Source organism: Alcaligenes sp. Marseille-Q7550 (assembly GCF_965112015.1).
In genome coordinates this window covers 1890394-1916623 of record NZ_CBCOPU010000001.1, presented here as the reverse complement: position 1 = coordinate 1916623, position 26230 = coordinate 1890394, and the positions used below count along the sequence as shown (strand labels likewise).

The 26230-nt window shown below is 61.3% G+C and carries 21 protein-coding genes and 2 pseudogenes; 3 read left to right on the top strand and 20 right to left on the bottom strand.

The annotated features are described in order from the left end of the window. Positions 1-104 precede the first annotated feature (104 nt). From ACWPWO_RS09160 to ACWPWO_RS09135, 6 genes and pseudogenes are all read right to left on the bottom strand, one after another. A pseudogene (locus ACWPWO_RS09160) lies at positions 105-1493 on the bottom strand (4Fe-4S binding protein). Then, positions 1490-2332: an FTR1 family iron permease gene (locus tag ACWPWO_RS09155; RefSeq protein WP_454006168.1), complete on the bottom strand. Its 843-nt coding sequence runs from the start codon at positions 2330-2332 to the stop codon at positions 1490-1492. Before ACWPWO_RS09155 ends, ACWPWO_RS09160 begins: the two are co-directional and overlap by 4 nt. A gap of 9 nt (positions 2333-2341) precedes the next feature. Then, entirely contained in the window at positions 2342-2683 is a 342-nt protein-coding gene (locus tag ACWPWO_RS09150; protein ID WP_454006166.1) for a cupredoxin domain-containing protein, read from the bottom strand. Positions 2684-2685: 2 nt separating this feature from the next. Continuing rightward, on the bottom strand, positions 2686-3225 hold the full coding sequence (locus ACWPWO_RS09145) for an iron transporter (RefSeq protein ID WP_454006165.1): 540 nt from the start codon (positions 3223-3225) through the stop codon (positions 2686-2688). A gap of 250 nt (positions 3226-3475) precedes the next feature. Further along, a complete protein-coding gene (locus ACWPWO_RS09140; protein ID WP_454006163.1) occupies positions 3476-3874 on the bottom strand; it encodes an STAS domain-containing protein in 399 nt (132 codons plus the stop codon). Beyond that, positions 3846-5330, bottom strand: coding sequence for a glutamate-cysteine ligase family protein (locus tag ACWPWO_RS09135; RefSeq protein ID WP_454006161.1), 1485 nt, complete (start codon positions 5328-5330; stop codon positions 3846-3848). The genes ACWPWO_RS09140 and ACWPWO_RS09135 overlap by 29 nt, the downstream gene beginning before the upstream one ends. A 157-nt stretch (positions 5331-5487) precedes the next feature. On the opposite strand from ACWPWO_RS09135, the gene ACWPWO_RS09130 reads away from it, so the two are divergent. From ACWPWO_RS09130 to ACWPWO_RS09120, 3 genes and pseudogenes are all read left to right on the top strand, one after another. Continuing rightward, a complete protein-coding gene (locus ACWPWO_RS09130; protein WP_454006159.1) occupies positions 5488-6066 on the top strand; it encodes a hypothetical protein in 579 nt (192 codons plus the stop codon). A gap of 252 nt (positions 6067-6318) precedes the next feature. After that, positions 6319-6875: pseudogene (locus ACWPWO_RS09125) on the top strand (RNA polymerase sigma factor). A 279-nt stretch (positions 6876-7154) separates the two neighbouring features. Continuing rightward, positions 7155-7979 (top strand): universal stress protein, encoded by an 825-nt coding sequence (locus ACWPWO_RS09120; RefSeq protein ID WP_454006157.1) that lies wholly within the window; start codon positions 7155-7157, stop codon positions 7977-7979. A gap of 104 nt (positions 7980-8083) precedes the next feature. Here the strand turns inward: ACWPWO_RS09120 and ACWPWO_RS09115 are convergent, their stop codons facing one another. The 14 genes from ACWPWO_RS09115 to ACWPWO_RS09050 all read right to left on the bottom strand — a co-directional run bounded on the left by ACWPWO_RS09115 (position 8084) and on the right by ACWPWO_RS09050 (position 26071). After that, positions 8084-10057: a hypothetical protein gene (locus ACWPWO_RS09115; protein WP_454006155.1), complete on the bottom strand. Its 1974-nt coding sequence runs from the start codon at positions 10055-10057 to the stop codon at positions 8084-8086. 83 nt (positions 10058-10140) lie between these two features. Beyond that, entirely contained in the window at positions 10141-11139 is a 999-nt protein-coding gene (locus ACWPWO_RS09110; protein ID WP_454006153.1) for a hypothetical protein, read from the bottom strand. 42 nt (positions 11140-11181) lie between these two features. Continuing rightward, positions 11182-11595: a hypothetical protein gene (locus tag ACWPWO_RS09105; RefSeq protein WP_454006151.1), complete on the bottom strand. Its 414-nt coding sequence runs from the start codon at positions 11593-11595 to the stop codon at positions 11182-11184. 41 nt (positions 11596-11636) lie between these two features. Further along, on the bottom strand, positions 11637-12869 hold the full coding sequence (locus tag ACWPWO_RS09100; RefSeq protein ID WP_454006149.1) for a hypothetical protein: 1233 nt from the start codon (positions 12867-12869) through the stop codon (positions 11637-11639). Positions 12870-13013: 144 nt separating this feature from the next. Continuing rightward, positions 13014-14138 (bottom strand): hypothetical protein, encoded by a 1125-nt coding sequence (locus ACWPWO_RS09095; RefSeq protein ID WP_454006147.1) that lies wholly within the window; start codon positions 14136-14138, stop codon positions 13014-13016. Next, positions 14135-15466, bottom strand: a complete 1332-nt coding sequence (locus ACWPWO_RS09090; protein WP_454006145.1) for a hypothetical protein — start codon at positions 15464-15466, stop codon at positions 14135-14137. The genes ACWPWO_RS09095 and ACWPWO_RS09090 overlap by 4 nt, the downstream gene beginning before the upstream one ends. A gap of 116 nt (positions 15467-15582) precedes the next feature. Continuing rightward, complete coding sequence (locus tag ACWPWO_RS09085) at positions 15583-16701, bottom strand: hypothetical protein (protein ID WP_454006143.1); 1119 nt, start codon at positions 16699-16701, stop codon at positions 15583-15585. Positions 16702-16963: 262 nt separating this feature from the next. Then, positions 16964-17578, bottom strand: coding sequence for a hypothetical protein (locus tag ACWPWO_RS09080; protein WP_454006142.1), 615 nt, complete (start codon positions 17576-17578; stop codon positions 16964-16966). After that, positions 17523-18269 carry a hypothetical protein gene (locus tag ACWPWO_RS09075; RefSeq protein ID WP_454006140.1) on the bottom strand — a complete coding sequence of 249 codons (747 nt, stop codon included), beginning with the start codon at positions 18267-18269 and terminating at the stop codon, positions 17523-17525. The genes ACWPWO_RS09080 and ACWPWO_RS09075 overlap by 56 nt, the downstream gene beginning before the upstream one ends. Then, a complete protein-coding gene (locus ACWPWO_RS09070; RefSeq protein WP_454006138.1) occupies positions 18254-18526 on the bottom strand; it encodes a hypothetical protein in 273 nt (90 codons plus the stop codon). Before ACWPWO_RS09070 ends, ACWPWO_RS09075 begins: the two co-directional genes overlap by 16 nt. A gap of 204 nt (positions 18527-18730) precedes the next feature. Beyond that, positions 18731-19306: a hypothetical protein gene (locus tag ACWPWO_RS09065; RefSeq protein ID WP_454006136.1), complete on the bottom strand. Its 576-nt coding sequence runs from the start codon at positions 19304-19306 to the stop codon at positions 18731-18733. Then, positions 19303-21252 carry a hypothetical protein gene (locus tag ACWPWO_RS09060; RefSeq protein ID WP_454006134.1) on the bottom strand — a complete coding sequence of 650 codons (1950 nt, stop codon included), beginning with the start codon at positions 21250-21252 and terminating at the stop codon, positions 19303-19305. The genes ACWPWO_RS09065 and ACWPWO_RS09060 overlap by 4 nt, the downstream gene beginning before the upstream one ends. Before the next feature lie 203 nt (positions 21253-21455). Further along, complete coding sequence (locus ACWPWO_RS09055; RefSeq protein WP_454006132.1) at positions 21456-23987, bottom strand: hypothetical protein; 2532 nt, start codon at positions 23985-23987, stop codon at positions 21456-21458. Positions 23988-24094: 107 nt separating this feature from the next. After that, positions 24095-26071: a hypothetical protein gene (locus ACWPWO_RS09050; RefSeq protein ID WP_454006130.1), complete on the bottom strand. Its 1977-nt coding sequence runs from the start codon at positions 26069-26071 to the stop codon at positions 24095-24097. Between the last annotated feature and the right edge of the window lie 159 nt (positions 26072-26230).

The window sequence follows — 26230 nt, the reverse complement described above, 5'->3', positions numbered from 1 at the left end:
TTCCGTCAATGCCCGCAAAAAAGCGGCCAGGCAAAGCCAAAACGTGGAAAAGCCATTGATTATAGAGTGATTCCCGGAAAATTGTCCAGCCATCCGATGCGTATTCACCAACGCAGGAAGAACAGCAGCCAGGCATCCAGAAACGGCAGCAGGCCCAGGACCAGACAGGCCATGGCGGCCCACCGCCGTCCCGTCAGCGGCGTGCGCCGCGCGGCCAGACGCCAGCACAGGCGCAGGCTCCAGGCCAGCGCCAGGGCCAGCATGGCCAGCCGGACCGCGGTCGCCCAGGCCGTGTCCACGCCTTCGTGCTGCAACAGCGTCAGGGTAGTGGCCGTCAATCCGAGGAAGACGCCGGCGCCGGCCAGGGGATCAGCCCCAGCGCCAGCTTGTTGACGCCTTCCCAGGCCCGCCCCGCCCCCGATACGCGCGGCAGGACGCGGTCGGCCGCCGCCAGGCCCGCCAGGACGGCTCCGCCGCACACCACGCAGGCCCCCGCGATGAATGCCAGGATGACGGCGCCGTCCAGCCAGCTGAAGCTGTCGTTCACCTCGGGATAGTGCGTCAGAAGGAACCAGGGCGCGGTGTCCAGCAAGGGCCAGATGATGTCGCGCTCCACCAGCCACGTGGCCGCCGCCTGCTTCAGGGCGACGAACCAGGGGCTGGCGCTCCACAGGAAAGCGCCCACCGCCAGGCCCATCAAGCCCAGCGTGATCAGCAGGGTCTGCCAGCCGCCGCCGGCGGAGTCCTGCAGGATGTCGCGCTCGGGCGAGCGCAAGCGCAGGCTGATCGCGCCGCGATAGTCGCTGCATCGCCCGCACATATGGCAGTCCCCCGCCCCTTGCATGGTGCGCAGCGGCAGCAGCGGCGCAATTGATGCTCTGCGTGCGACGCTCCGCCTGACGCCACGCCTGCCCATCCACCTGGAACTGCCAGGGCGAAAGCTTGGCCAGCAGATTGAACACGCCGTTGACCGGGCACAGGTAGCGGCACCATACCCGCTTCTCCCGTCCATACAGCCAGCCCACCGCCATGGCGCCCAGGGTGGAGCCGCCCAGGATCAAGGCCACGGCCAGCGGATACTGATAGACGCTGATCAACTGCCCATAGATCGTGGTCAAGGCGAAAGCGACGAAAGGCCAGCCGCCCCAGCGCATCCAGCGCGGGATGGCCCCGCCCCGCCCGTGCCGGCTGGCCCACTCCGTCAACGCCCCCTCCGGGCAGAACACGCCGCACCAGGTCCGCCCCATCAGCGGCATGGACAGCAGCACGAACGGCCACCAGACGCCCCAGAAGGCGAACTGCGCCAGCACAGTGAGGTTGTTGAACATCGAAGCGCTGCGGTCCGGCAAAGGCAGGAACACCGGCGCCAGCAGCAGGACGGCGTAGACGGCCACCACCAGCCACTGCATGCGGCGAATGGCTCGCTGATGATCGCGCAGGAAGTCGCCCATGCGAGCCGGCCAGGGGCGGCGGGCGGACAGCGCAGCACTCATCGTGTCGCTCCCCTCGTCGATGCGGTTTGCGGGCTGCGCGCGCGCAGCAGCCAGCAGACCGCAAGAATGTACAGAACATAGATCAGCACCTGGCTGAGCGCGGGATAGTCCCGATAACCCGCGAAATCGGCCAGCAGCTTGCCCAGCCCGGAGTCGGTGCCCAGCAGCCAGGACGAGTCCCAGACCGGGTCCACCAGGGCCGGCAGCGCATCCAGGGAGATCAGCCTGTCGGTCGCCGACACCAGCAGGGCCGCGCCCAGCAGAAGCAGCAGGACCTCGGTCAGCGCGAAAAAGCGCCGCCAGGTGATGATGCGCCCGCCCCATTGCAAGACCGCGAATGTCAGGATGGCGGCCAGCAGCCCGCCCGCGCCGGCCAGGACCAGGGACAAAAGACTCTGATCCTGGGGAGCCGCGGACAGCACGCCGTACAGGAACACCACGGTCTCGCTGCCTTCGCGCGCCACCGCGATCATGACCAGCGCCAGCACGCCCCATTGGCGCCCCTGGCCAAGCTCGTCGGACAGTCCCTGCTGTAGATCATGGCGCAAGGTGCGTCCATGGCGCCGCATCCAGACCACCATCTGCACCACCAAAGCGCTGGCCGCCAGGCTCATGCCGGCCTGGAACCACTCTTGCCCGGTATCGTCCAGCCAGCTCGACAGGCCCAGCAGAAGCAAGGCCAGCAGGACGGCCAGGGCCAGCCCGGCGGCCACCCCGCCCCACAGCCACGGCAGGCCCTTGCGGCCCTGGGGCGTGCGGCACAGCCAGGCATACAGAATGCCGATGACCAGCAAGGCTTCCACGCTTTCACGCCAGACGATGAATGACACTTGTTCCATGGCAGTTGCTCAAGGAGCGGGACGAACTCGCAACGTGCCTTTCACGGCGGGATGGAAGTCGTCGAAGAATGGATAATCGCCGGGGCGCGACACGGTCAGCACCACAAAGGACGTGACGCCGGGTCCCAGCACTTTTTCTTTGCGCAGAGGCAGGCTCTCGAACTCGACCGCCTCCTGGCTTTCATTGACCAGCACGATCTTGAAACGCCCGGCCTGCACCTCCAGAACGGCCGGCTCGAACGTGCCGTCCGGCTTGAAGGCGAGCGTATGCACGGGCATGTCCGCCCAGGCGGCCGACGCGCCGCCCGCCGCCAGCACGAGCGCGGCGGCCAGTCTGGCTAGCCGGCGCATGATCAGTACCCGCCTTTCTTGCCCGTTCCGGCGAAGACGAATTCGTACTGCTGCTCGAAAGTCTGGAACCAGGGCGCTACGCCGGTCTCCTTGTCCACATGGCGGCCGAAATGGTTCATCTTGCCGCTTTCAGGCGAACCGATGGTCAGCACCAGCGTGTACTTGCCCGGGCCGTCCAGCTTGACGTTGTCGCCGTAGTGGGGACCGTCATTGGCCACCATGGGCATCATCTCGCCGGCAATCACCGTGTCGCTGCCCTGCTTCTGCAGCTTGTACTGGATGTTCAAGTACGGCGCCCAGGCGCCTTCGGGCAGGCCGTTGCGATTGTCGGCGGTGGCGTGGATGTCCGCCTCCAGGTGGATGTCGGATTCGGCGGCGGCGCGCATCATGCCGGGCGGATCCATCTCCACCGGCTGCAGGTAGACGGCCGCCACCTCCAGGCCGTTCTTCTCGACCGGCTTGCCGATGGGATACTCAGCGGCGAGCGCTGAACCGGCCAGGCTCAGGGCCAGCATGGAAAAAAGAATAGGTTTGCGCATCATGGTCTTTGAAGTGAGAGCTGAAAACATATAAAGACTGATTCTTATTCAGACTTGTTTTCAAGCATACAAAAAAAGACCTGAAAAAACGCTTAAATACGGCTCAGCGCCATGCCTTGCATGGCGGGAGCCGGCGCCGCGCCGTTACGGGCAGAACGCGCGAACCGGCTCGCCGGACCCGCTCCGGCGCGACATGTCATGCCGCGAAAAACACGCTGGAGAAAGTCGGCAAGCCGCGTAGCGAAATGATGCTTCAGGGCAGCGCCGCGAACGCCTGCTCCCGAGTGTCGCAAACTTTGAGAACCGCCAGGAAACCGCTGATTTCAAAGATTTCCTTGACGTTGGGCTGGGCGCCGAACAACACCAGGGCGCCGCCGGACTGCTTCATCTTTTTGGCCAGCAACAGCAGGACCCGCAGGCCGGCGCTGGAAATGTAATTGAGCCGTGACAGATCCAGCACGATTTTCTGTTCACCCTTGTCGAGCTGCGTCATGAGATCCGCTTCGAAGGAAGCGGCGTTGGCACTGTTGATCTGACCCTCGGGCTGAAAAACCGGGACGGGGCCGGACTTATCGATAGCAATAGACATGTCGGTTCTACGGGCTGGTGGAACACCCGGTGAATCATACGCGAAACGGCGGCTCCATGACACAGACGCGTCGCTGTTTGCCGATGCGGACCAGGCGGTCGGCCCGCCCTGCATGGGCATGCCACAGCTCCAGCAACCTGTCGGCGCCGGTACGCCCAGTCTGTACGGCCTGCTCGGCATAGCCCAGCCAAGCCCGCTCGCCCTCCGGCAGGCCGGCCCGGGCAACCGCCAGAACGTCCTGCGCCAGCGCCCGCACCTTGTCATCGGCCAGGGCGTCCCGGATGGCAGTCGAACGCAGCTCCCGCAAGGTTCCCCAGCCCCATTGACGCCAGAGCTGCTCGGCCTCGTCCAGATTGCTCAGCAAACCCAGTTGCACGGCTGATGGAGCAATCGGCGCCGTCGCGGCGATCTCCGGCCCCAGTTCGTCTATCAGTTGGGCATCCGCAAAGACCGCGCCGGGGGCGCGTCCCTCGATATAGCCGTCGACGCCGCAGGCCTGCAAGAGGGCCTCTATCCCTCCAGGGCGGTCCCAGGCCGCCAGCAAGGTGTCCAGCGCGGGCTCCTGATCCACCTTGTATCGCCAGCGGGCATCCAGAAAGTGCGCGTACTGCGCATAGACGAAATGGCCGCCCCTGGGGCGTATCGTCAACGGCGCCGCCGTTGGACCGCCGCGGCCCTGCCACGAGTCCGAACGCAGGAATTCGGCCAGCGGCGGGTCCCCATCCAGGAAGACGGACGTCGCTGACTTGTACCCCTGCCCCAATTCCAGCGGCAAGGCCCGGGTTGCCGTCTGCGCGCCGAACATCCAGCGGTAGTGGTCCCCCAGGTCCTCGAAGGGCCTGGGCGGCATGCGCTGCAGGAAATGATCACCCCGGAACCGGGCGGCCGCGAACATGCGGTCCCAGATGGTCAGCCGATTTTCCTTGAGCCCCGTTTCACGGCCCGCTTCCAGAGGACTGTTGGCAAAGATCGCGATCAGGGCGGGCGCCAGCGCCAGCATGGCATTCAGCGCACGAGCGGCCTGATCCACCTTCACGGACGTGCACGGGCCATTCTGAGCCTTCGCATCGATGCCCACCCGGTGCATCCACCCCCGATACCCCGCGAGCTCCTGATAGATCGGCCGGTCGACGCGCACGGCGGCATACCAGGCCTCGTCCATTGCGCAATCCGGGTGCTCGGACGCATTCAGCAAGGCAGCGCCCTCGGCGTCCAGGGCCTGAATGACATCCTTCAGTTCCTGGTGAACCAGGGCGGCCAGCCGGTCCAGGCAGCCCGCGCCGCCGGGAATGGGAGCAAACGCCGTTTCCAGCAGGTTGTAGCCATTGTCCAGGCCGCTGCATCCGGCCACGGTATCCAGGCTGGTCGTGCGCCCGCACAGGTCGGAACAGACCACGTGCAGGCCGCGCTGACGCTTCACGTTCGCCAGCGCCTCGAAATAATGGGTGACGGCATGACTGCGCCCGTCCCGCTGGCCGATGACGCCCATCTCCAGCTCTAGTCCGATCCGCTCGATCATAGGGGATGGCTCTCCTGTTATATTGAAGAAGAATAGCACCGACCCCATGTACCGGATCGATTGGAACCTTTTCCAGACCTGCATTCACTAAGAAGCAAAAGCCGATTTTTGGCCTCACGGATCCGCAGCATTCATGACAGCCTGGCCCGACTCACTTATGACCATCAATTCTTCCGCCCCTATAGCACCCCGACAACTCCCAAGCCTGGACGACTTCGCCTCGGCCGCCACACGTGGTGAAGCAGTCTATGCCTCGTCAACGGGGCAATCTCTTCAGACGCTGGGCACAGGCGCGACGCCCAGCGGACGGACTGTGGCCTGGGTCGAACCCGACGTGGACACCACCCGGCTCTTTACCGATGCCCTGGCGCAAAGCCACGGCATCGGCATCTCCCAGGCCGTGGCCCGGGAGCTCGGCCTGGTTTCCAGTCCCGGCAAGCCGCTGGCCTCGCGCACCATCACCCAGGCCTTGGACATGGTGCAGACGCTGGCCCAGGTCTTTTCCGGCGTGGACTACGTCACCCAGCTGAACCATTCGGCCGCTGCCCGCGGGACCGGATTCACGGCCCTGTGCCAGGACATGGGAATCAGCGCCGCCGACTTCACGCCGGACCAGCAAAAACGCATTGACCAGGCCATGCGCGAAAAATTCGAGCAAGCTGCCGCGCAAGGAAATAGTCCTGTTTCCAGCCATACCGCCCGCGAATGGCTGCGCACGCTCATCGAATCGCGCTGAACGCGTGAAACGCGCTGGCGCCGCGCATTCGGCAGCGGTTCCCGCCTGATCTCCAACGTCTTTCTTCTGCTGCCAACTGCATGCATCGTACAAACCCTTAACATTAAGCAATTTCTTGAAATAAGCAATTTCGTGATGTAATGTTCCGGCACAGCGACCTCACATTTTGAAGCACGCTGATGATCAGCAACAGTACTCTTCGGCGCCCTCATGACAATACTTCCTGATCCAGACTGCGAAGTACCCGGCCCCATGAATCAGCCAGTGCCAGCCAACTCCCCCGCCATGGCTGACGACCAGTTGTTTCGTGAATTAGTGCAGCAACACAGCGACCGGCTGCAACGCTTCATCATCATGCATATCGGCAATACCAGCGACGCCGAAGATCTTGCCCAACAGGCCTTCGTGGAAGCTGCGCGCTCGTATCAGTCCTTTCGCGGCGAATCGCAACTGTCCACCTGGCTGTATGGCATCGCCCTCAATCTGATCCGCAATCACCTCTCGCGCGCGCCGGAGCGGCGTTATCATTTCGTCGATGAAAGCGGCCTCTATGACCTGCCCACCGATGGCGCCTCTCCCGAAGAGGCGGCCGCCCAGACCCAGACGCTGCGCCTGCTGCAGGAATCCCTGGATGAACTTCCGGAAAGCATGCGCACCATACTGCTGCTGGTGGGTCTGGATGACCTCTCCTACGAAGAGGCCGCCGCCCTGCTCACGGTGCCCATAGGCACGGTACGCAGCCGTCTGTCCAGGGCGCGCGCCGCCTGCGCGAGCGTCTGCGGGAAAAAGGCCTGACGCTCAATTTCTGAGCCTTCTCATCCGGCGCCAGCTCAGTGCCGGACTTCTGTTTTCCAAGCACTGCTGAAACATCGCTTTTCGTAGCGCTTGGTAACGCGCCTGTTCGATGCAGGCCCATCCGCCAGCTTCAGCCCGTCTTAGCGCATCGTGAAGCTGTCACCTTATGAACCAATACGTTGCAGACAAACCGCCGGACGCTGCGTACAACGTTTCGTATGGCGACTGGTTTCGCCGCTTGCCCCGGAACCCGTCGAACGCCATGAAGCGCCCTGAAAAACGCCTTCCGGAGTATGACTATGTACAAACGTATCCTGGTACCGCTTGATGGCTCCCATTTTTCAGAAGAAGTCATTCCCTATGCGGCCGGACTTGCCGCTGTCCACGGCACGGAACTCGTGCTGCTGCGCGTGCTGGACAAGGAAGCCGACCACGACGAGGCCGCCGGCTACATCGAGCGGCTGGCAGCCGTCCATAAGGCCCGGGGCCTGTGCCTGTTGAAGACGGACGACGTGGCCCATACGATAGTCGAGCAGGCCCGCGGCGAGCCGGCCACACTGTTGGCAATGACCTCGCATGGGCGCTCCGGCCTGATGGAAATCATGCTTGGCAGCGTGGCGCAGCGCATCGTGCGCGATGCCCGCGGACCGGTGCTCGTCTATCACCCGACCGGGGCGAGCAGATCGGACCACGCGCCGATAAGGCTGCGCCGCGTGGTGCTGCCGCTCCAAGGCAACTCGCCGCATGAGGCGATGGCCAACCAGGCCGCACAGTTCGCCCGCTGGGTCGATGCGGAGCTGGAGGTCGTGAGCGCTGTCCAGACCGACGGCGCAGGCGGCGTCAGTGAAGAATTCGGCAGCGAGATAACCATGCTGGAATCCAGCTATGTACGTTCCAAGGCGGCTGAGCTGGCCCGGCACCATGGCGTGCGCGTCAACTGGGAGGTGCTGCACGGCGATCCCACGACGGCGATCAACGACCACGTCGCTGATCGCCGCGACGCCATCCTGGCCATGGTCACCCGCTGCAGGGGCGCGCTCGAAGCAGCCGTTCTGGGCAGCGTGACGCTGAACTGCCTGCGCAAGGCCGGCGTGCCGATACTGATGCGCCTGCCTTGAGCCAGAGGCCCGTTCCCCCGCGCATAGCGTGCCTCGGGGTCAAAATGGCGCCGGAACCGCGATGGCTCGACTATCCTGATGCGCCGTACATCCGGCAGGACCGGCTAAGCAGAGCCTCCAGGCGCATTGCTCACAGAAGACTCTGTATCCGCCCCGTTCACAGGCGGATGAACGACTCCGTATTGCTCCCGTAAAGCTTGGCAAAAGGCGCCAGGCAGAGCCAAGACGGCCGCGTCCGGGTTCAACAGGGCCAGCATCCGCTCGCACAAGTCGATCGCCGCGTCGGAAGCATCGATTTCCAGCAAGGCCGGCAGTCGCTCGTACATCTCGCCGATCATGCCGCTCAGCAGATGGCGGGTCGCGCCAAGCAGCTTTCCGACCTTCAGATGGCCGTCCTCCCTATCCACATTGCTCGTGAGCTCGGCGGCAATCTTGCCGAACTCGCCCTCCAGACCCATCAGCAGGCTCAGATGCCGCATTGCATCGCGCACGATGGAGGTCCGAGAGATGCCGCCCAGTTTTTCGGTCGCCCGCCGGCACGCCTCTTGCGCCATGGCCAGCCCTTCATTTTCGCCGGGACCGCCGGAGCTGAACTGTCCCAGCTCCATCAATCGCTGAATGCGCTGCAGCTCCACGCCGGACAGATCCCGCAACTGTCGCACAAGCACCGGCATATCGACCGCCGCCGCCGACAGCGTCCGGAACACGTCCGCAATGCCTTCTATGAGCTGCTGGCTAAGCGGTTCGACCCGTTGCAGAGCGACCGCTTTGGCCGCCTCCAGGTCCAGCTCCAGCTCCAAAGGCCGCACCAGCCTCGCAAGCTTGCACAATCGGCTGAGAGTGAGGTCATCCAGACCGTTCAGAGAACTCTGATTCAGCGGGCCATGCGGATTGGCGCTCGTATGCCGAAACAGCCTCAGACTCTCGTCGTCCAGGTCTCGCACGGACTTAAGCGTCTTTTCGGGCAACGGTCCGTAATTCCGCTGCCTCTGGTCCACCAGATCGTACAGATCACGCAAGAACCGGGAGGCGGCGCGCGAATCGCACAGACCTGCCATCCGGGCCAAGCTTTCTTGGAATGGGCTCAATTCAAGCTGCACTCGTACGTGGATCTCTCGTTCTACCGCGAGGCGCAGATAGGCAAGCATGGATGCCGACCCATATCCACGCGCCCACTCGGCGTCATGCCCGCCAAACGCTCGCATCAAGTCATTACGGGCAAGGTCCAGCCTCTCGGGTCGCAATGCGCTCAGCACCTGCTGCGCCGGCTCGCAAGACAAAGACTGGAGATACATGCCTACCATTCTGAAGGCTGGCGAGCCGCCCCTTGCCCTATCGTTATCGAGCACGGTCAGGGCTTTCTGCAATCTGCGCAATTCCACCACCAGCGCCATTTCATGATTGTCCGGCGAAGTCAGCAATTCGACCATCCGCGCCACAGGCTCACGCACGACGTACTCGGCCAGGCGCTGATTCATGGCCGTCTCCATCTGACGCAACACCTCCGCCGCCCGGGCGCGTAATTCAACAGGCGAAATCCGGCGCAGCACCGCCTCATGGATCTGCGGGTAGCCCAATGCCCCGTCACGCAAGACGACGAGGTCGGGATACGCCAATTCATCCACGCAAGCGGACAGCCCCTGCCGCCCCCCTGGCAGAGCGGACAGATCGTCCTGCAAGCGCTTGCTGAGCCGCGTCAGATCTCGCGCGATCCTCGACTGCGCCTTGGCATCGGCAGCCGGAGCCTTCAGGCTGTCCAGCAAGGCGCGCATGTGACGGCTGTGATCAGGGATCTGATCCGGGCCTTCGCGCTGCACCCGTGCGGGCGGGGACGAACTGCTGCAGGAAAATTTCATATGGGCGAACAGGCCGCCCAGGCGCGCCAAGACACCGGGGCGGCCGCTGCCTGAAGCGGCGCCCTGCCCGGTGCTGAACCGCAGCTTGCCAGGTCTTCGCGCGGTATCAGGAATCGGGCCCTGAGAGACCGCCTGGCCAGAAGGTTGAATATGCATGATGATTTTCCTGAACAGAATCAGTCCGCATGCCAAGACCGTCGGCAAGCGATAAACGCCTGGCATTGCCTCATCCACGAGCTCAGCGCGTCCGGGCAGTCCGCCCGGAGCGCATCCATCCTGGCCTTGGCTGGCTGCAGGACCACTATTTAAATAGGACCCTGATTGGCCTCCGAAGCCGGCCACAGATGCAATCCCAAATCGTGCAAATTCGTGGCGGCGCGCAGATTGTCCACCGTAGTCTGATCCAGGTGGCTCAGGGATATCAAGTCCAAAGGCCCTTTCTGGCTGGGATCAGAACCTCGGAAAACGCGCATGCTGTGACTGATCAGATTTTTCACATCCTTAGCCGTTTTACTCGGCAAACACCCATGATTTGCGTTGATATCGCCAAGCTTAGCGTCCAGCTTAAGCAAAGCCTCCGATGCGGCGCGCGCGTCCTCCTGGTTCACCGCCTGAAGCACGGCCATCTCCGCTTTAACCAAATCAGGTGTCGCCCGCCTGTCGATCTCGAGCTCCAGCACCGTGCGGATTTTATTCAGCACAGAGATGGACTCCTTCTTCTGTTTACCGCTGTCGACCAGACTCAAGGCATCTACGGTGCTCGTCCATTTTTCGGGCCGTACCAGAATCAGCAATTCGGTTCGCAGCGACTCGGGCAATGACTGAAAACAGATATGCAGCCCTTCATAAGAGTCCGGCACCTTCCCCAACCCCTTCATGCCCGCCGCCAAGCTTGCGTCAAACAGGCGCACGCTTTCGGCCAACTTGAGCAGTGGCTTTTCCAGCGCTTCCCCATCCACTGATTTGGCGGACAGCAGCCCGCCGATTTCGTCAAAAGGCTTCCTGACAATTTCCTGCTCGAATCGGTGCTTCACATTGTCTGAAATATGCTTCAACATGCTCTCGGCCTCCGTGCGCACTCCGTCAGAGCTCAACTGATCGAGCAGCGCTTCCATGCCGCCCTCACTGCTCAGCACCCCATTGCGCACAGCGATGATGTCTTCACGGCTCAAGCTCTTCAGCTCATTGCGCAGGTCCGGAACTTTTTTCGGATCGCCCTCCATCTTTTCGCTCAGATCTTTCAGCGAGCTGACGACTTTGGACCCAGCCTTGGGATCGTTTGCCTGCGCCGTCAGATTGCCCAACAGATTGCGGGCGCAAAGCTGTCGTTCGCGAGCTTTAACATGTTAGTCTCGCTGCGTCCGCAGATTCTGCGGAAAGCCTTTGATGGCAAACTTGAAACAGAACTTCAGTGTGTCCAGTGCATTGCGTATGCCCAACTTCAGCGTGCTGACACGCGCCGTGCCGCCCTGTACGGGCTTGAACTGCAGGTTGCCGCAAGTGCCGAAAGCACCGGACACCTTGCTCTGAGGCTGCAGATGCGGAACTCCCGTCTGGCCAAGAGATTGAATCGTCATGATGGTCTTCCTAAAGAAAATCAGGCCCATGTGGCAAACCTGGGGCAGAAACACCGACACCCCCGCCACAGTCGCGTTGATGACGGCGCAACGGATCGCACGCCGCCCCGGCAACACCTTGGTAACCGACGGATACCAAATGTTCCCTTGCCTGAGTTCTAGGAATCTGTACTGCTCCAGCAATTGGACCGGGCCTTGACCTCATCGGCCAAGGCCATCATGAATCAAGTCCACCAGAACAAGCTGCGACTGGCGCTGGGAACCGCTTCCACGTCCAGACCAAAGTGGATCAAGCTCTTCTTGGCTTTGCTCAGGTACCGCACGACAGCTTTATCCAGTGCGCCCCCGGAGTCCTGGAACAGAGGCAGGCTGTCATTGACCAGTTGCCTCACCTTATTGGAGGTCTCGTCGGGCAGCCATTCCGGGGACTGCATCCTGTGCACCAAGACGTGCAAGCCATACAAAGCCTTCGAGCCGGCGAGCCGATCGTCTTCCGCCACCGCCTGGCTCAGGGCGGCTTCGAGCCCATCCAGAGTAGGCCGAGCCCGCCTGTGAATCTCGCGTCCTAATGACTGGCGGATGCTGTCCAGCATGGCCAGGGCCTGCCGTTTTTGAACATAGTCGATTCCCTGCAGGGCCTCTTGGGCGCAAGCCATTCTTGAGGGCTTGAATACGTACGCCAGGTCCGACAAGCGATACTCGGGCAAAGATCGAAAATACGCATCCAGCAGGGCGATGGTCGCAGGGCCGTCCTCCCATTGGTTGAAGCGCGGCGGCGCCAGGTCCATGAACAAGATGATCAATGACGTCGCCAACGCCGGCCCATTGACATGCGGAGCGGGCAGCATCAGTCTGCGTATCTGCGACAAAGGCTCCTCCACGATAGTGCGAGCCAAGGGCAGATCCAGGGCCTGAGCAACCTGGCCCAGCACCCCGGCCGCCTGTACAGGTACCTGACCCAATACCGCATCGCGGGCGCCTGGGTCTCCCAAGGCCCCGTCGCGCAACGCGATGAGATCGGCACGAGTCAGGTCATTCATGTAGATGAACAGGGATTCGCGTCCGCCCCGCAGATTGGCCAGATCGTCGCGCGCCGGCATGCTTAGCTGTTCGAGCGCTTTGGCGGTATGGGTTCGGGCCTTGACATTGCCGGGCGGGGCCGTCAGCCTGCCCAGCAGATTGCCGACGCGACGGCTGTTCTTGAAAACCTGCATCGAGGCATTGTGCTGTCGCCGGGCTTCCGAAGACGCAAAGCTGCAGCGAGACTTCACGTTGGCCAAGGTTCTGCGCACGTTCTCCTTGATTACATCCCGGCGTCCCAGGCCTGCTGTGCCGCCTTCTTGCGGCGTAAAGCGCAGGTTGCCGACAACACCCAGAGGACCGGGCGAGAGATCCTGCCGCTGCAGGCCCCGGCCCCCGTCTGAAGAAGAGGTTGAGTAACCATGATGATTCTCCACGAAAGAAATACGCGCTCAAAGCTTGGGAGACTGAACAATCCGGTGCGTTCCTCTTCCCGCAAGCTCAGCGCGTCCGGCAAACCCTGGCGGAGCGCGCCCGTCGCGCCCCTGAGGAGGCTGCCAGCTTGGCAGCCTGGAGGCGCCTCAACCCGCGTCAGCAGCCTCCTCCAGTTCCAATCCAAGGCGGTGCAGGCTCGAGGCAAGACGCAAATTATTCAAGGTGTCCGGATTCAGCCTGCGCAGGGAGGCTTCGCTCAATGGGCCGTCCGGGTTGGACGTTGGGTCCCGGAAAACAGGCAGGCTATGATTGACCAGCTTGCGCACATCGTCAGCCAGCTCCTTGGACAGCGATCCATGGGCCTGCTCAATACACCACACCAAGCTGCTCAAATCGCATAAAGCCATGGATGCGGCGAACGGCTTATCCGCATTCACCGCCTGAAGAAGAGCCAGTTCCACTCTCGTCAGAGAAACGGCGGCCCGCTTGTCGATTTCACGCTCCAGCGACTGATGCAGACAATCCAGCTTGGACAGAGCCTGCTGCTTCTCTGACCCATTGGTGATCCGCGACAAAGCGTCTTTGGCGTCATCCAGCCTTCGGGACCTCAATAGGGTCAGCATGGCCTCCAGCTTCTGCGCGTCCGCGGGCCGTATGGACGGCAGCTTGGCAATCTGCGACAAGCGCTCCGGCAGAACGCTCTGGATCAGTTGCCGATTCAGAGCCTCCACCATCTGATGCAGCACGCGGGCCGCTTGCTCACGCATGCCGGAATCCAGCTGATCCAGCAAGGCATTGGCGAAATCAGGGCGGTCCAAGGTCACCGCATACAGGGCAAAGAGTTCCGCATCCTTCAGTTCTCTCAAGTACGCGGCGACTGCTTTGCCCCCCCCCGGGAGATTGGCCAACTCGCCCTTGGACTGCTTGATGAGCTGCGCCAACTCGTTGATGGTCTCGGCCTTGGCTTGTTCGTCGTGCGCCTGGGCGGCCAGATTGCCCAGCAACACGGCGAAAGCACGAGCTCCGCTGGCACCGGCCAGCTTCACCCGCGTCACCCCCTGTGCGGACGAGGGGCTGCTGGAAAAAGAATTCAGCGCCCCTGCCCTTCCCGAGGGCGAAAGCCCGCCGCCCCGTCGTCCACCTCCGGTTTCACCCTGCGCCAGGCTGAACCGTAGCTTGCCTGCATCCTCCCGAGAATCGAAGTATCGCTCCTGCAGATGCCAGCCATGGACGCCAGTCTGGTTGACGCTATTCATTGGGTGTATATTCATGATGATTTTCCTCGAAAAAACCAGGTTTTCTTGACCTTGCGGTCATTCTCTTCCTGCAGTATCAGTTCATAGTCGCGCAGGCGCTCGACGCAGCGCAGATTCGCCGCGACGGTCTCATCCAGCCTGCCCAGATACGCGGCATTCAGTGGGTCAAATGGGTTGTGCACGGCGTCCGGGAACAACAGATCCAGATTGCCCTGGACCAATCTGCGTACGTCTATATTCACTGTTTCCGGCAACCATCCGTAGGTACGCAGGCCCTCTTTCACAAGCGAGTACAATTCGCATAAAGCCTGGGACGCGGCGAGCTGATCCCCCGCAAGCCTGGCCTGCTCCAGCGCCACTTCGATGTCTCGCAATAGAGGCTGGACCCGTGCATGAATCACGCTTGGCAATGAATGGTGGATGCAATCCAACATGGCAAGAGCTCGCTGCCTGCCCGAATCCTCGCCAAGCTGCCGCAGGGCATCTCGGGCGGGTTGATATCTGTCTGCATGGAATAGGAACATCAATTCGCGCAGCCGATACTCAGGCAAAGACCGAAGATAGGTATCCAGCATGGGGACAAGCGGCGGTTCGCTGGCTTGCTGGTCGGCATCCGGCATGCCCAGGACATCAGCCAGACGATTCAGTTGCGACGCCAACGCCGGCCCATTCATCGGCCAAGACCGCATCAGTATCTGAATCTGCTGTAAAGGCATCGTCACACCATCTCGGGCCCGACGCTGATCCAGGGCCTCGGTGATCTGTTCCAATATCTTAGTCGCCTGGGGGCGAAGGTAAGAAGGCATCAGACTCAGCAGCGCATGGCAGATGCGCGGTTTACTCAACACCCCATTGCGCAGAGCGTCAATATCTTCAGGCGTCATTTCATTCATGTAGCAGGTCAGGGATTCGACTCCACCCGCAAGACTGCTGAGATTGCCGGATTCGCTTCCACCCGAAAGACTGTTCAGATTGCACCGCACCAGGCGGACTAGCTGTGCCAGCTCTGGGCCGAGTTTGGCCAGGGCCGAGCCATGGCCCGCCGTGCCCGTCAGCAGGCCCAGCACATTGCCAATGCGATTGCTATTCTCGCGGGCCTGCGTCAGAAATTTGCGCGGTTCTTGTACTGGCTGGGGTCGAAATGAAAAACCGACCGACGGCCGGCCTGCGCTTGCCGGCGTGGAAGGACCGATGCCCGGCGTCCCTCCCTCCAACGGACTGAACCGCAGATTGCCGACCGCTCCCAAAGGCCCGGGCGCCAGGTCCTGGCGCTGCAAAATCCGGGCGCCCGTCTGGCCAAGGGCTCGAGTATCCATCATAACTTTCTCCAAAAAGATACGCATTCAGCACTTCTGTAACCGATGCATGCCAAACATTCCTTGATTCGCGAATGAAATGCGTACCGCGCATCCGTCCGGACCATGTCCGCCCTGCCCTGGATGAACCGCCGATACAACGCTCAGAGCTGCCCCCAGCCCGTGCGGGCCGCCGCTTCCAACTCCAGGCCAAAGCCGCGCAAGTGCCTGACATTGCGCAGGTTCGCCACGGTGACTTCATCCAGCCTGCTCAGGGATGCGGCATTCAGCGCTCCGCTCGGATTGTGCGTGGCATCCCGGAACAGGATCAGGTTATCGTCGACCAGTTTGCGCACAGCCCTGTCCACCGTCTCGGGCAGCCACCCATAGGCTTGCCGGCTCGCCCCCACCAAGGTGTTCAGTTCACAAAAAATCCGGGATGCCGCACGTGGATTTCTGTCGTGTCTGGCCTGGTCCAGAGCGACTTTGAATTCCTGCAGCGAAGGCTGAACCCGTGCACAGATCTCTCGCTCCAAGGAGCCATGAATGATATTGAGCATGGCAAGGGCGCGACGCTTGGCCAGATCATCGTCCATCCTCTGCAGCGCCTCTTGAGCGGGACGCAGTATCACTGAACCAAATACGAACGCCAGCTTGTTCACCCGAGACTGGGGCAGAGACTGGAAATACGTGTCCAGTATGGGAAGAACCGGCAGGCCTCGCTGTGACCGGCTGGAAACCGGCGCAGCCAGGACTGTGGCCAAGGAGCTCAGTTGCACCGCCAAGGCCTTCCCATCCACACGTTGACGACGCATCAGCTTGCGGATCCGCTTCAGATGCGGCTGCACGATATCTCGAGCCAAGCGCCGATCCAGGGCCGTTGCGATCTGTTCCACCACCCTTGCGGCTTGAGCGCGGACGGCGGGCGATATCGTCTCCAGCACCGCGTCGCGGACGGTCGGATGGCCCAGCATCCCGTTGCGCAACGCCTCCAGATCCGCCAGCGTCAACTCGTTCATGTAGGAGGAAAGGGAATCCAGCGCTCCAGGCAGATTGGCCAGATTGCCCTGCGCCAGACGGCCCAACGCATTGCCGATGAGACCGCTGTTCTGGTAGGCCTGCCTGAAGAAGTCGCGCCGCTCCTGTATCAGTTGGGGCGCACGGTGGCGACGAAATTGCCGAGCGACCCAAGAATTGCTTACGCTGGCCAAGGCGCCGGGAGGACTGAAACGCGTCGTCCCCCCATCCTGCAGACCGAACTGCAGGTTGCCGACCGTGCCCAAAGGGCCGGGCGCCAGGTCCTGGCGCTGCAGCCTCTGCGTACCCGCATGGCCGAGAGCTTGAGTATTCATGATGATCTTCCCGAAAGATGCACACTCAAGACTTCAGTAACCCGCGGGTGTCAGATGTTCCTCTATCGCCAGCCCGGCGCGCCGCTGGCGCGGCCAGCCCTCCCCCGAAACCTGGAGCGGCGCCCGACTTTCCGCGGGCGGCTCATGCCTGGGGCGGGCAAGGCTCAGCGGCTTCTTGCTTGCGGCTCGCCCTTCATGCCGCCTGGCGCGCCTGGGACTCCAGGAGATCAAAATGGTACCGGAACAGCGGTACCTCGACCCGCTCAATCCGCGAGGCATCCGCCGACACATGCATGATGTACTGAATCTCCGCCCAACTGCTCTCCGGGTTCAGAACGATAGGCGCGTTCGTGTTGTCCGGCCGCAGTCCTCTGGCGGCATGGATGCCAGGAAATCTGACTGTCATCGTATTGCGAAAATTGCCGTTCTCGGTTTGGGCCACATCAAGCGTCAGAGTCCAGCCATCCGTCGGAAAAAGAACGGCCGTATCGTCCTCCAGTTTGAAGGGCGAACCCCTGCCCAAGCTCCTCAAACCCTGCACCGCGGCCGCCAGCATGTGCTCGTAGTGCATCAGATGCGCCTGCGCTTTTTCCCGCGAACCAGCCACCTTGCCCAGCGCATCCAGCGCCCTGCCCATGGCATCGGGAAATGCGTCAAGCGACGTTTGAACAGGCCAGGCATAACGCACAGGCTGGCCCTGCGCCTCTGTCCCGCGGACAGACAAGAAGATGCTTCGGCGCTCGATTATGCCTTCATGGAATACATCGCTCACCCAAAAGCGGGTCGGCGTTCCGTCCACCGGCAGCATGATTTCCTGGGTTTTGAACCGAGCGTGTTAGGGCTCCCTCGACCCGCGCATAAATGCAACGCCCCAGCGATCGGCGAAAGGCACGCAACATATCCAGGGCGTGCTGTCTTCTCGAATCATCGTAGAGCTGCAACAGAGCCTGTTCGACGACATCCAATCGTCGCAACAGCTCCCTGTCCAACAGACTCGCCCTGTCGTTTACGGGAATGCATTTGAGATAAATGTCCAGCATGTAGACAGCCGGCGGGGTATTGTTCTCTCCACGTAAATCCAGCCGATCCAAGTCTCTATGCAACCTGCACAATTGACCCTCCAGATCCACTATATTCATAGTTTTGGCGGCCAGCATCGCGATAATCGCTGACAAGGGCTGCTGCGCCACGTCTCTGATCAATCGCAGCTTCAGAGCGTCCTCCACCTCCTTCAGCACGATCTGCGCCTGGTCGCGGAACTCTTCGTCTTTGATCATGCCCAGCACCGCGGCGCGGACTTCCGCATTGCCCGCTGCGCCCAAGCGCAAGGCCTGGAGATCTTCAGACGTCAATTCACCCATGTAAGCGGCCAGGGATTCTGTTCCTCCCGTCAGGCTGGCCAAACAGCCCTTTGACCACTTGCAACAGCCAATCAGCTGACGGGAGACTTTGTCCTGAACCTCGGCTGTGTCCGCCTTGACTGTCAGGTGGCCCAGCAAATTGCCAATCTGGGCGCTATTGTCATTTTGTAGAACCCATGCTGCATCTGTACCTCTTGGGGGGTGCGAGCCCTATGGCTGAAAGCGGCATTCGCAGCGCCACGCAAATTGCTCATCACGCTAGTCTCGCCGATAGGTGCCGTGCCGCCCTCCTGCTGCTTGAAGCGCTTGTTGCCCACCGTTCCCAAAGGACCGGGCGCCAGGTCCTGCCGTTCCAAAATCGGGGTAAGCATCCGGCCAGAGGGTTGGATATTCATGATGATCTTCCTTGAAAAGAAATCACCTCCCACAGGATCTCAGTAACCGTCCAATACCGGGCGTTCCTTCAACCACGTACTCGGCACGCCGCCGACTCAGCCATGAAAAACCCCTCGACTGCCGGAATGAAGTCCAACTGTCGAGGGGCGGCGCACGCTTGGTACGGCCAATGATCAGGAGCTGTTTTTATTAGCGCTTGATCTTCATGTCGACGTGAGCGCCTTGATTGCCATGACTTCGAAATGGTGCCGGAACTGCGGCAGCTCCACGACACGAATCTTCTGCACGTCCGCTGACACATGCAAGGTGTACTGAATCTGCGCCCAACTGCTCCACGGATTCATTCTTATGCCCACATCCGCATTGTCCAGTCGCGTTCCCCGGGCAAACTCGATGCCAGGAAACTCAACTGTCGTCGTGATGAGAAATCCGCCCCCTTCGGCTTGCGCCACATCGAATCCCAAGACTCCCCCATCTTCCACATGCACGACGGTATCGTCAGGCAGCTTGAAGGGTGAACCCCGGCCCATGCTCCGCAAACCCCGCTGTACGGCGGCGTATACGTGCTCATAAGCCATCAAATGCGTCAGCGCTTCAGCACTCGCGCCCGCCAGCTTGTATAGCGCGTCCAACGCCCTTCCCATGGTCTGACGGCGACCGTACGGAAATACTGGATCAGGCCACGTAAAACAAATATCTTGCCCGTCGATTCCCACACCTCGCACCGAAAGAACGACAGAAGCGTTTTCAATTCCGTGCGTATGGAACTGCGTATTCACAGCAAACGTCCTGTCCATTCCGTTGACGAGCAACGTGGCCTGCCGTATGTCGCGGACAGCCTGGGGGGAAGCTTCTCCAATTCAGGCGCCATCTCCGCCCGTGCCGTATCCGTCACAAGCAAGGCGACTTCGCCCGTATCCGGTGTATAGGCCAGCCCGTACTGGTCTCGCAAAGCCGGACAAAAAATGCCGGACAAAAAGCTGGCGACCGAAACCGCGCTGGCCTGCCGCGACGTATCAAAAAGGCTTGCGCCCGTCCTAGCCCTCATCGCATCGTCCATGCCATTGAGCAGGTGATAGCAGGTGACAAGGTGCTCTCTGATCTTGCCGCCGCTCTTTTGGTAATCACCTTGAGCAATGACGCTCTCCAGCTTGTACGAGATCATGAAGTACCTGCGTGCCATGTCCCTGAGCAGGCCAATATGCCGTAGCGCATCGTCCACGCTGAAAACCGGACCTTCGTCGATCAGCCTGCCCATCGCCTCCTTGCACGTATTCCGAGCCCAGTCCCGACGCTCATCTTGATTAGGACGGCCGGAGATGAACTGCCCCAAATCCTCCATTTGCTGAAGGCATTGCCATTCGACACAGGCCAGCTCCTGCAGTTGCTGCACAAACACCTGCATGTTCGCCCGCGCGGCGGACAGCGCACAAAACATGGCCATCATTGCCTCGACGGCCTGCCGACGGAGCGCTTCGACCCGCTGCAGGCCGACTGCCTTGGCCGCATCAAGCCCCAGGGCCAGCCCCAAGCCCCAGGGGTGCAACAAGCCAGAGATCTGGTGCAGATGATTGAGCGTGAAGTCGTCCAAGTTCTTGAGGAAACTGTCAGTCAGAGGCCCTGTCGGATGGCGCTCCGCATCTCGCAGCAGGGTCAGGCAGTCGATAACCAACTTGCGCACGTCTTCGGATAACTCTTCGGGCAGCGGACCGAAGGTTTGCCGTATCATGTCCACAAAGGCGTGCAAGTCACGCAAAACCTGGCTTGCGACGCGTCGATCCCGTGTGCTCGCCGCCAGCTCCAACACTTCGTGCAGTTGCCACAATCCAGGCCGGGCCCGTGCGTGAACCTCGCGCTCCAAGGCCGCACGCAGACGGACCAGCATGACGAAGGGCGCAAGCGTGCGCTCCCTCCGGGCCTCGGGATGCCCATACCGCTGCGACAATAGAGCATGGACCGTATCCAGCCTTTCAGGCCGCAACGCGATCAGCAACCGCTCCGACTGGCCATTGGACAAAGACTGAAGATAGATATCCAGCATGTCGACAGCAGGCCAGCGGCCCTCCTCTGCGCGAACGTCCAGCTCGTCCAGTTGTTCCTGCAAGGCGAGCAATTCCGCCTCCAGTCCCGCCGCATCGCCGCCCGCCCCTGGGCCGGGCAGCAGCTTGACCATCTCCATGAGAGGCCCGCCCACTCTCTCCCGGGCCAAGTACTGCTTGAAGGCCAGCGCCACCTCATTCAGCAGGCTGACCGCCCAGCCATGCGGGTCATGTGTAATCTTGCTTTCCAACGCTCTGCAGGCCCCCGGATGGCCCAATGGCCCGCCCCACAAAGCCTCAAGTTTTTGAGAGGGCTGCTCATCCAGCCAATTGTCCAGGGCTTCCCGCGCTCCCGGCAGCTTATCCAGATCGCCCTGCATCGCCTCGCCAAGAATGCCCAGCATCCGGACGACGGGGGACTGGACGTCCGCATTGGCCACCATCAGCGCTGGTTGGCGCATTAACTCGAGAATGACGTATCCACTGACCGGGGCGGGATGCGCGTCCCTGCGCCGCAGTGTTGCTGGCGGGGACTCAGGGCTGGCCGCACCTGGACGTCCGGCGCGCCCCGTGCCGCCCCGTCCCGTGGTGAACCGCGCAGCGCCGATGGCTCCCAAGCGGCTGGATGTCGCCCCGCCCCAACCTGTACCTCTGGATTCCCTTTGGCCGAGAGGATAGAAGTTCATGATGATATTCCTTGAAAAGAAATCACCTCCCCCAAGCCTTGGGTAACTGGGAAACACCAGCCGTTCCGCTAGCCATGAATCCGGCGCATCATCGGCTCGACCATGAAAAAACCCCGAAGCCTGGCGCTCAGCCGCAGCTTCGGGGTCGAACCCAAGCGAGGGGCAATCGAGACGCGCGGCCCCGTATTATCAGCCCTTTATTTTCAAGTCGTCGTAAGCTCCCTGATCGTCGTGACGTCGAAATGATGCCGGAATTGCGGCGCTTCGCTTAAACGTATCTGCCGCAGGTTCGCCGACACATGCAAGGTGTACTGAACCCGCGCCCAGCTGGCCCATGGATTCATGCTTATACCCACAGTCGTACCGTCTGGCCGCGTTCCTTGCACAGATGCGATTTTAAGAAACCCGACCGTCGTTGCGATGAGGAAACCGCCGTCCTCGGTTTGAGCCACATCGAACTCCAAGGTCCCGCCACCTTCCAGATGCACAATGGCGCCATCCTCAGGCAGCCTGAAAGGGGAATCCGCACCCATTGCCTGCAGCCCCTGTATCACGGCCGCATATACGTGCTCATAGCCCATCAAGTGCGTGAGCGCCTCGGCCCTCACGCCAGCCACCTGGCCAAGCGCGTCCAACGCTCTTCCCATGGCCAGACGGCGATCGTGAGGAAAGGCCGGATTGGGCCATGTAACACATATGCCTTGACCATCGGCTCCGATCCCTCGTACAGAAAGAAACACCGAGGCGCCTTCAATGCCATGCGCATGGAACCGCGTATCCACGGTAAACGTTCCCTCCGTCCCATTCACAGGCAAGGTGACCTCCTGGGTGGTGCAGTCGGCAGCGGAAGGAAAAGAGGTCAGCGCTGGCGCCATTCTCGCGCGTGCCGAATCCGTCGCAGACAAGGTAACTGCATGCGTCGTCGGACTATAGGCCAGCCCATACTGTGCGCGCAGGATCGGGTCGAAAATGCCGGGTGAGAAGCTGGCTGCCGAATCTGCGCTGCCCCGCTGCGTCCTATCAGAAAGGCTTGCGCCCGTCACGGTCGCCCATTTTTCATGCATGGCGTCGCACATGCCCCCAAGCAGGTAAGCAGAGATGAAAAGCAGGCTCTCGATTTTTCTGCCGCCTTCTCGATAATCACGCTGAGCAATCGCGTTCTTCAACTCGTCTGAGATTACGAAATACCTTTTTGCCATCTCCCGCATCAGCCCAACATGTCGCATCGCAATGTCCGCACTGACAGCGGGTCCTTCCTCGAGCAGCATGGTCATCGCCTGCTCGCCCATCTCCAGGATCTTGTCATCGAGATCGTCCACAGCAATCCCGCCGGAGCCGGACTGGCCCAGGTCCTCCAACTGCTGAATACGCTGCAATTCCACCCCGGCCAGATCTCCCAATTGCCGCATGAGCGCCGGCATGTCGACCGCCTCCTCGGATAGCGTGCGAAGCATGGCCATCATGCCCTCGACAGCCTGCCGGCGCAGCGCGTCGACGTGCTGCAGGCCGACTGCCTTGAGCGCCTCGATGTCCAGGTCCAGTCCCAAGCCCCAAGGACGCAGTGAGCTCGAGATCCGGCGCAGATGATGGAGCGTGTAGACATACAGGTCCTGGAGATTGCTTTCGTCCGGCGAGCCGGTCTGCCGGCTCTTCGCATCCAGATACACGCCCAGGCTGCTGACAGCCAATTTCCGTACTTCTTCAGCCAACTTTTCGGGCAACTGCCCGTAGGTCTGCCGTATCCTGTCCCCCAAGATGTGCAAGGCACGCATAACCCGATAGGCGACATGTCCGCTTTCTGGTCTTGCCGCCTGATCCAGCGCTTCGTGCAATGACCGCAGATCAGGCTCGGCCCGTGCATAAAGCTCGCGGTCCAGGGACGCGCGCAGACGTTTCAACGCGATGAAAGGGAAAAGCACGCACTCCAGTTGGGGAGGCGGCCTCTTGTTCACTCGCGACAAGATAACGTGGACAGCGTCCAGCCTTCCCGGCCGCAATGCAATCAGCAGGCTCTCCCATTTTCGTGCGGGCAAAGACTGAAGATAGAAGTCCAGCATGTCGACAGCCGGCCAGCGGCCCTGCACCTCCGGGATGTCCAGTATGCACAGCTCTTCGCACAAGTCGGACAACATCTCGTTCAGCCTTTTCTCATAGCCGCGCTTTTCTGGATTGGGCAGCAGCTCGACCAGTTCATTCAGAGACTGGCTTATTCTCAACTCGGTCAGCTTTTGCCTGTAGGCCAGCGTCACCTGATTCAACACGCTCACCGCCTGATCATATGAGTCCGCCCCAAGCTTCGCCACCAGCGCCGCGCAGACCACCGGATCGCCCAGTGGACCTAGGCGCATAAGCCAAAGATCTGGAGAGGGCCGCCCATCCAACCAATCGTCCACGACCTCCCGCGCTCCCGGCAGATTATCCAGGTTGCCCTGCGTCACTCTGCCAAGCCTGGTCAACAACGCGGCGACCCTGTACTGAGCCGCTGCATTGGGCGCCACATTCGATAACTGGTCCAGCAAGCCCAGGACGGCATACTCACCGACGAAGTTCGGATTCACGGTCACGATCCGCAGCTCTGCCGGCGGCGATGCAGAACTGACCGTACCCGAAGCGCGCGCCGCGCCGCTGCGCTGTGAGGCGAACCGCGAAGTATCGGTGGTCCTTGAAGGACCAGATGCCTGCCCGCTCCAGCCCGAATCCCTGGACCCCCACTGGCCGAGAGTAAAAAAATCCATGATGATCTTCCTTAAAAAATCACCTCCCACAAAACGTCAGTAACCGGCAAATATCCAGCGTTCCTCGATCGAGGATCTTGAGCCCTATCGGCGCCTCCGACTGGTCCTTACTCGAACACGGACGATAGATGGCCAGCGTATCCGTGCACGTAGACGGCATTGTCGATAACGATCTGCTCCACATCAAAACGGTGCCGAAACTGTGGCAGCTCGACGACCTCAATCCTCTGCACATCCGGCGGCACCTGCAGGGTGAATTGGACCTCGGCCCAATTGATGGTGTCCAGGCGCATCATGATGAACAAATCCGCGCAGTCAGGCCGCATTCCCTTACAACACAAAATGGGGGCGAATCGGACGGTCGTGGCAATGCGAAAGCCGCCGTCCTCGGTCTGAGCCACGTCAAACGTCAGGATGCCCTGGCGCTCCAGACGGACGACCGTAACATCGTCGTTCAGCTTGAATGGCGAATCCATGCCCATGCTCTGCAAGCCTCTGGACACCGCAGCGCCTATTGTTTCCTGGGTCAGAACACGCGTCAGCGGTTCAGCCGCCGCACCTGCCATCCTGACGAACGCATCCAATGAACGCCCGACGGCATAAGCGCGCTCCGCCTTCTGCAGTAGATCCGGCCTCGTGTAATGCAAGGGCTCGCCGTTCTCGTCAGCCCCCCGCACAGCGGAGACGATGATGGCGCCATCTTCCACTGCGCCCCTGTAAAACGCCTCGCTCATGGACAATGCTGCGCTCATGGGGGCCGCCGCTTCGGTTTCACTCACAGGCAGCACGCAGATGCGGGCGGCATGGACAAGCTCCGTGGGCCGAACTGTCTCCAGCTCACGCAACAGACTGGCGCGTGCCGAATCCGTCACAAGCACGACTGCCCGGTCTTCCGTCGGATCGTACGACACGCCGTATTGCTCCCGCAACGCTCGATAGAAGCCGCTGGGCAAGATGGCAAGGGCCGAACGCGGACTCAACGGGCTCAGCGAATCCGCGCTCAATACGATGGCCTCATCGGATAGAACGATTTCCATCAAATCCCTTAGCCGGCTGGACAGCCCGGCGGACATGCCATTGAGCAGATGACGGGTGGCGCCAAGCTCCCTCATGATCTTCATGCCGCCGCTTTTATAATCATCCAGAGCAACGACGTTTTCCAGCCTGGAGGCAACTTTGCCGAATTCGCCTTCAAGACGACCAAGCAGGTCTATGGCCTGCATCGCATTGCGCACGATTGGAGCTTGACCTGCATCGAGCAGCTCGCCCATCGCCCGCTCGCACAGCTTCTGCGCCATGGCCTGACGGCCATCTTCACTCAGCCCTCCGGGAGCGGATTGTCCCAACTCCATCAATTGCTGGGTACGCTGCAGTTCCACGCCGGACAGGATCCGTAGCTGCTGGAGGAACATCCTCATGTCGACCGGATCCCAGAGAAACGTCCGGAATACGTTCGTCATGCCCGCGACAAGCTGCCGACTGAGTCCTTCAACCCGTTCCAGACCAATCTCATTGGCTGCCTCGAGGTCCAGCCCCAATCCGAAAGGGAGCAAGCTGGAGGCCTGGCGCACATAGACGAATGAGAAATCATCCAGTTTCTGCAGAGAGGCTTTGTTCAAAGGATCAGGCGGATCGTTCCCGGCGTCCGGAAGCACGCTCAGACTGTCATTCACCAATTTGCGCACATCCTCAACCATCTCTTCGGGAAGCCCGCCATAGGTCTGCTGGATCTCCTCGACCAAAGCATTCAGATCGCGCAAAATCCGGGCTGCAGCACGCCTGTCCTTCGCATGCACCGCTTGGCCCGACTTTTCTTGCAACTGCTGCAACTCGGACTGAACCTGCGCGTGTATCTCGCGCCCCCAAGGCGCCTGCCGATGCTCACGCGCCTGCTCCGAGGCTGCGTGTTGTGCCCGTACCGGACTGCCCTGCTCTGCGTTGAATCGCATCATGCCGACGGCTCCCATGGAGTACGACGCCAGGTTCCGCTGCCGCCCGCTTCGGACATCTGCCTGGCCAGGGGATTGAATGTTCATGATGATCTTTCCCGAAAAAAAACCGCGCACCACGACATGCCCCATCAAGCGCTGGATCAGAGCATGGATGGTTCCTGCCCTCGCCGCGCCCACATCGCCTTCAAGACGCAGACATCATCCTGGCTGCCCTGCGGCAAGCGACCAATGCCCGGCGCCCCCTGGCCGCGGATTTCGCGCCATAGCGCATCGACGATACGAAAATCCCCG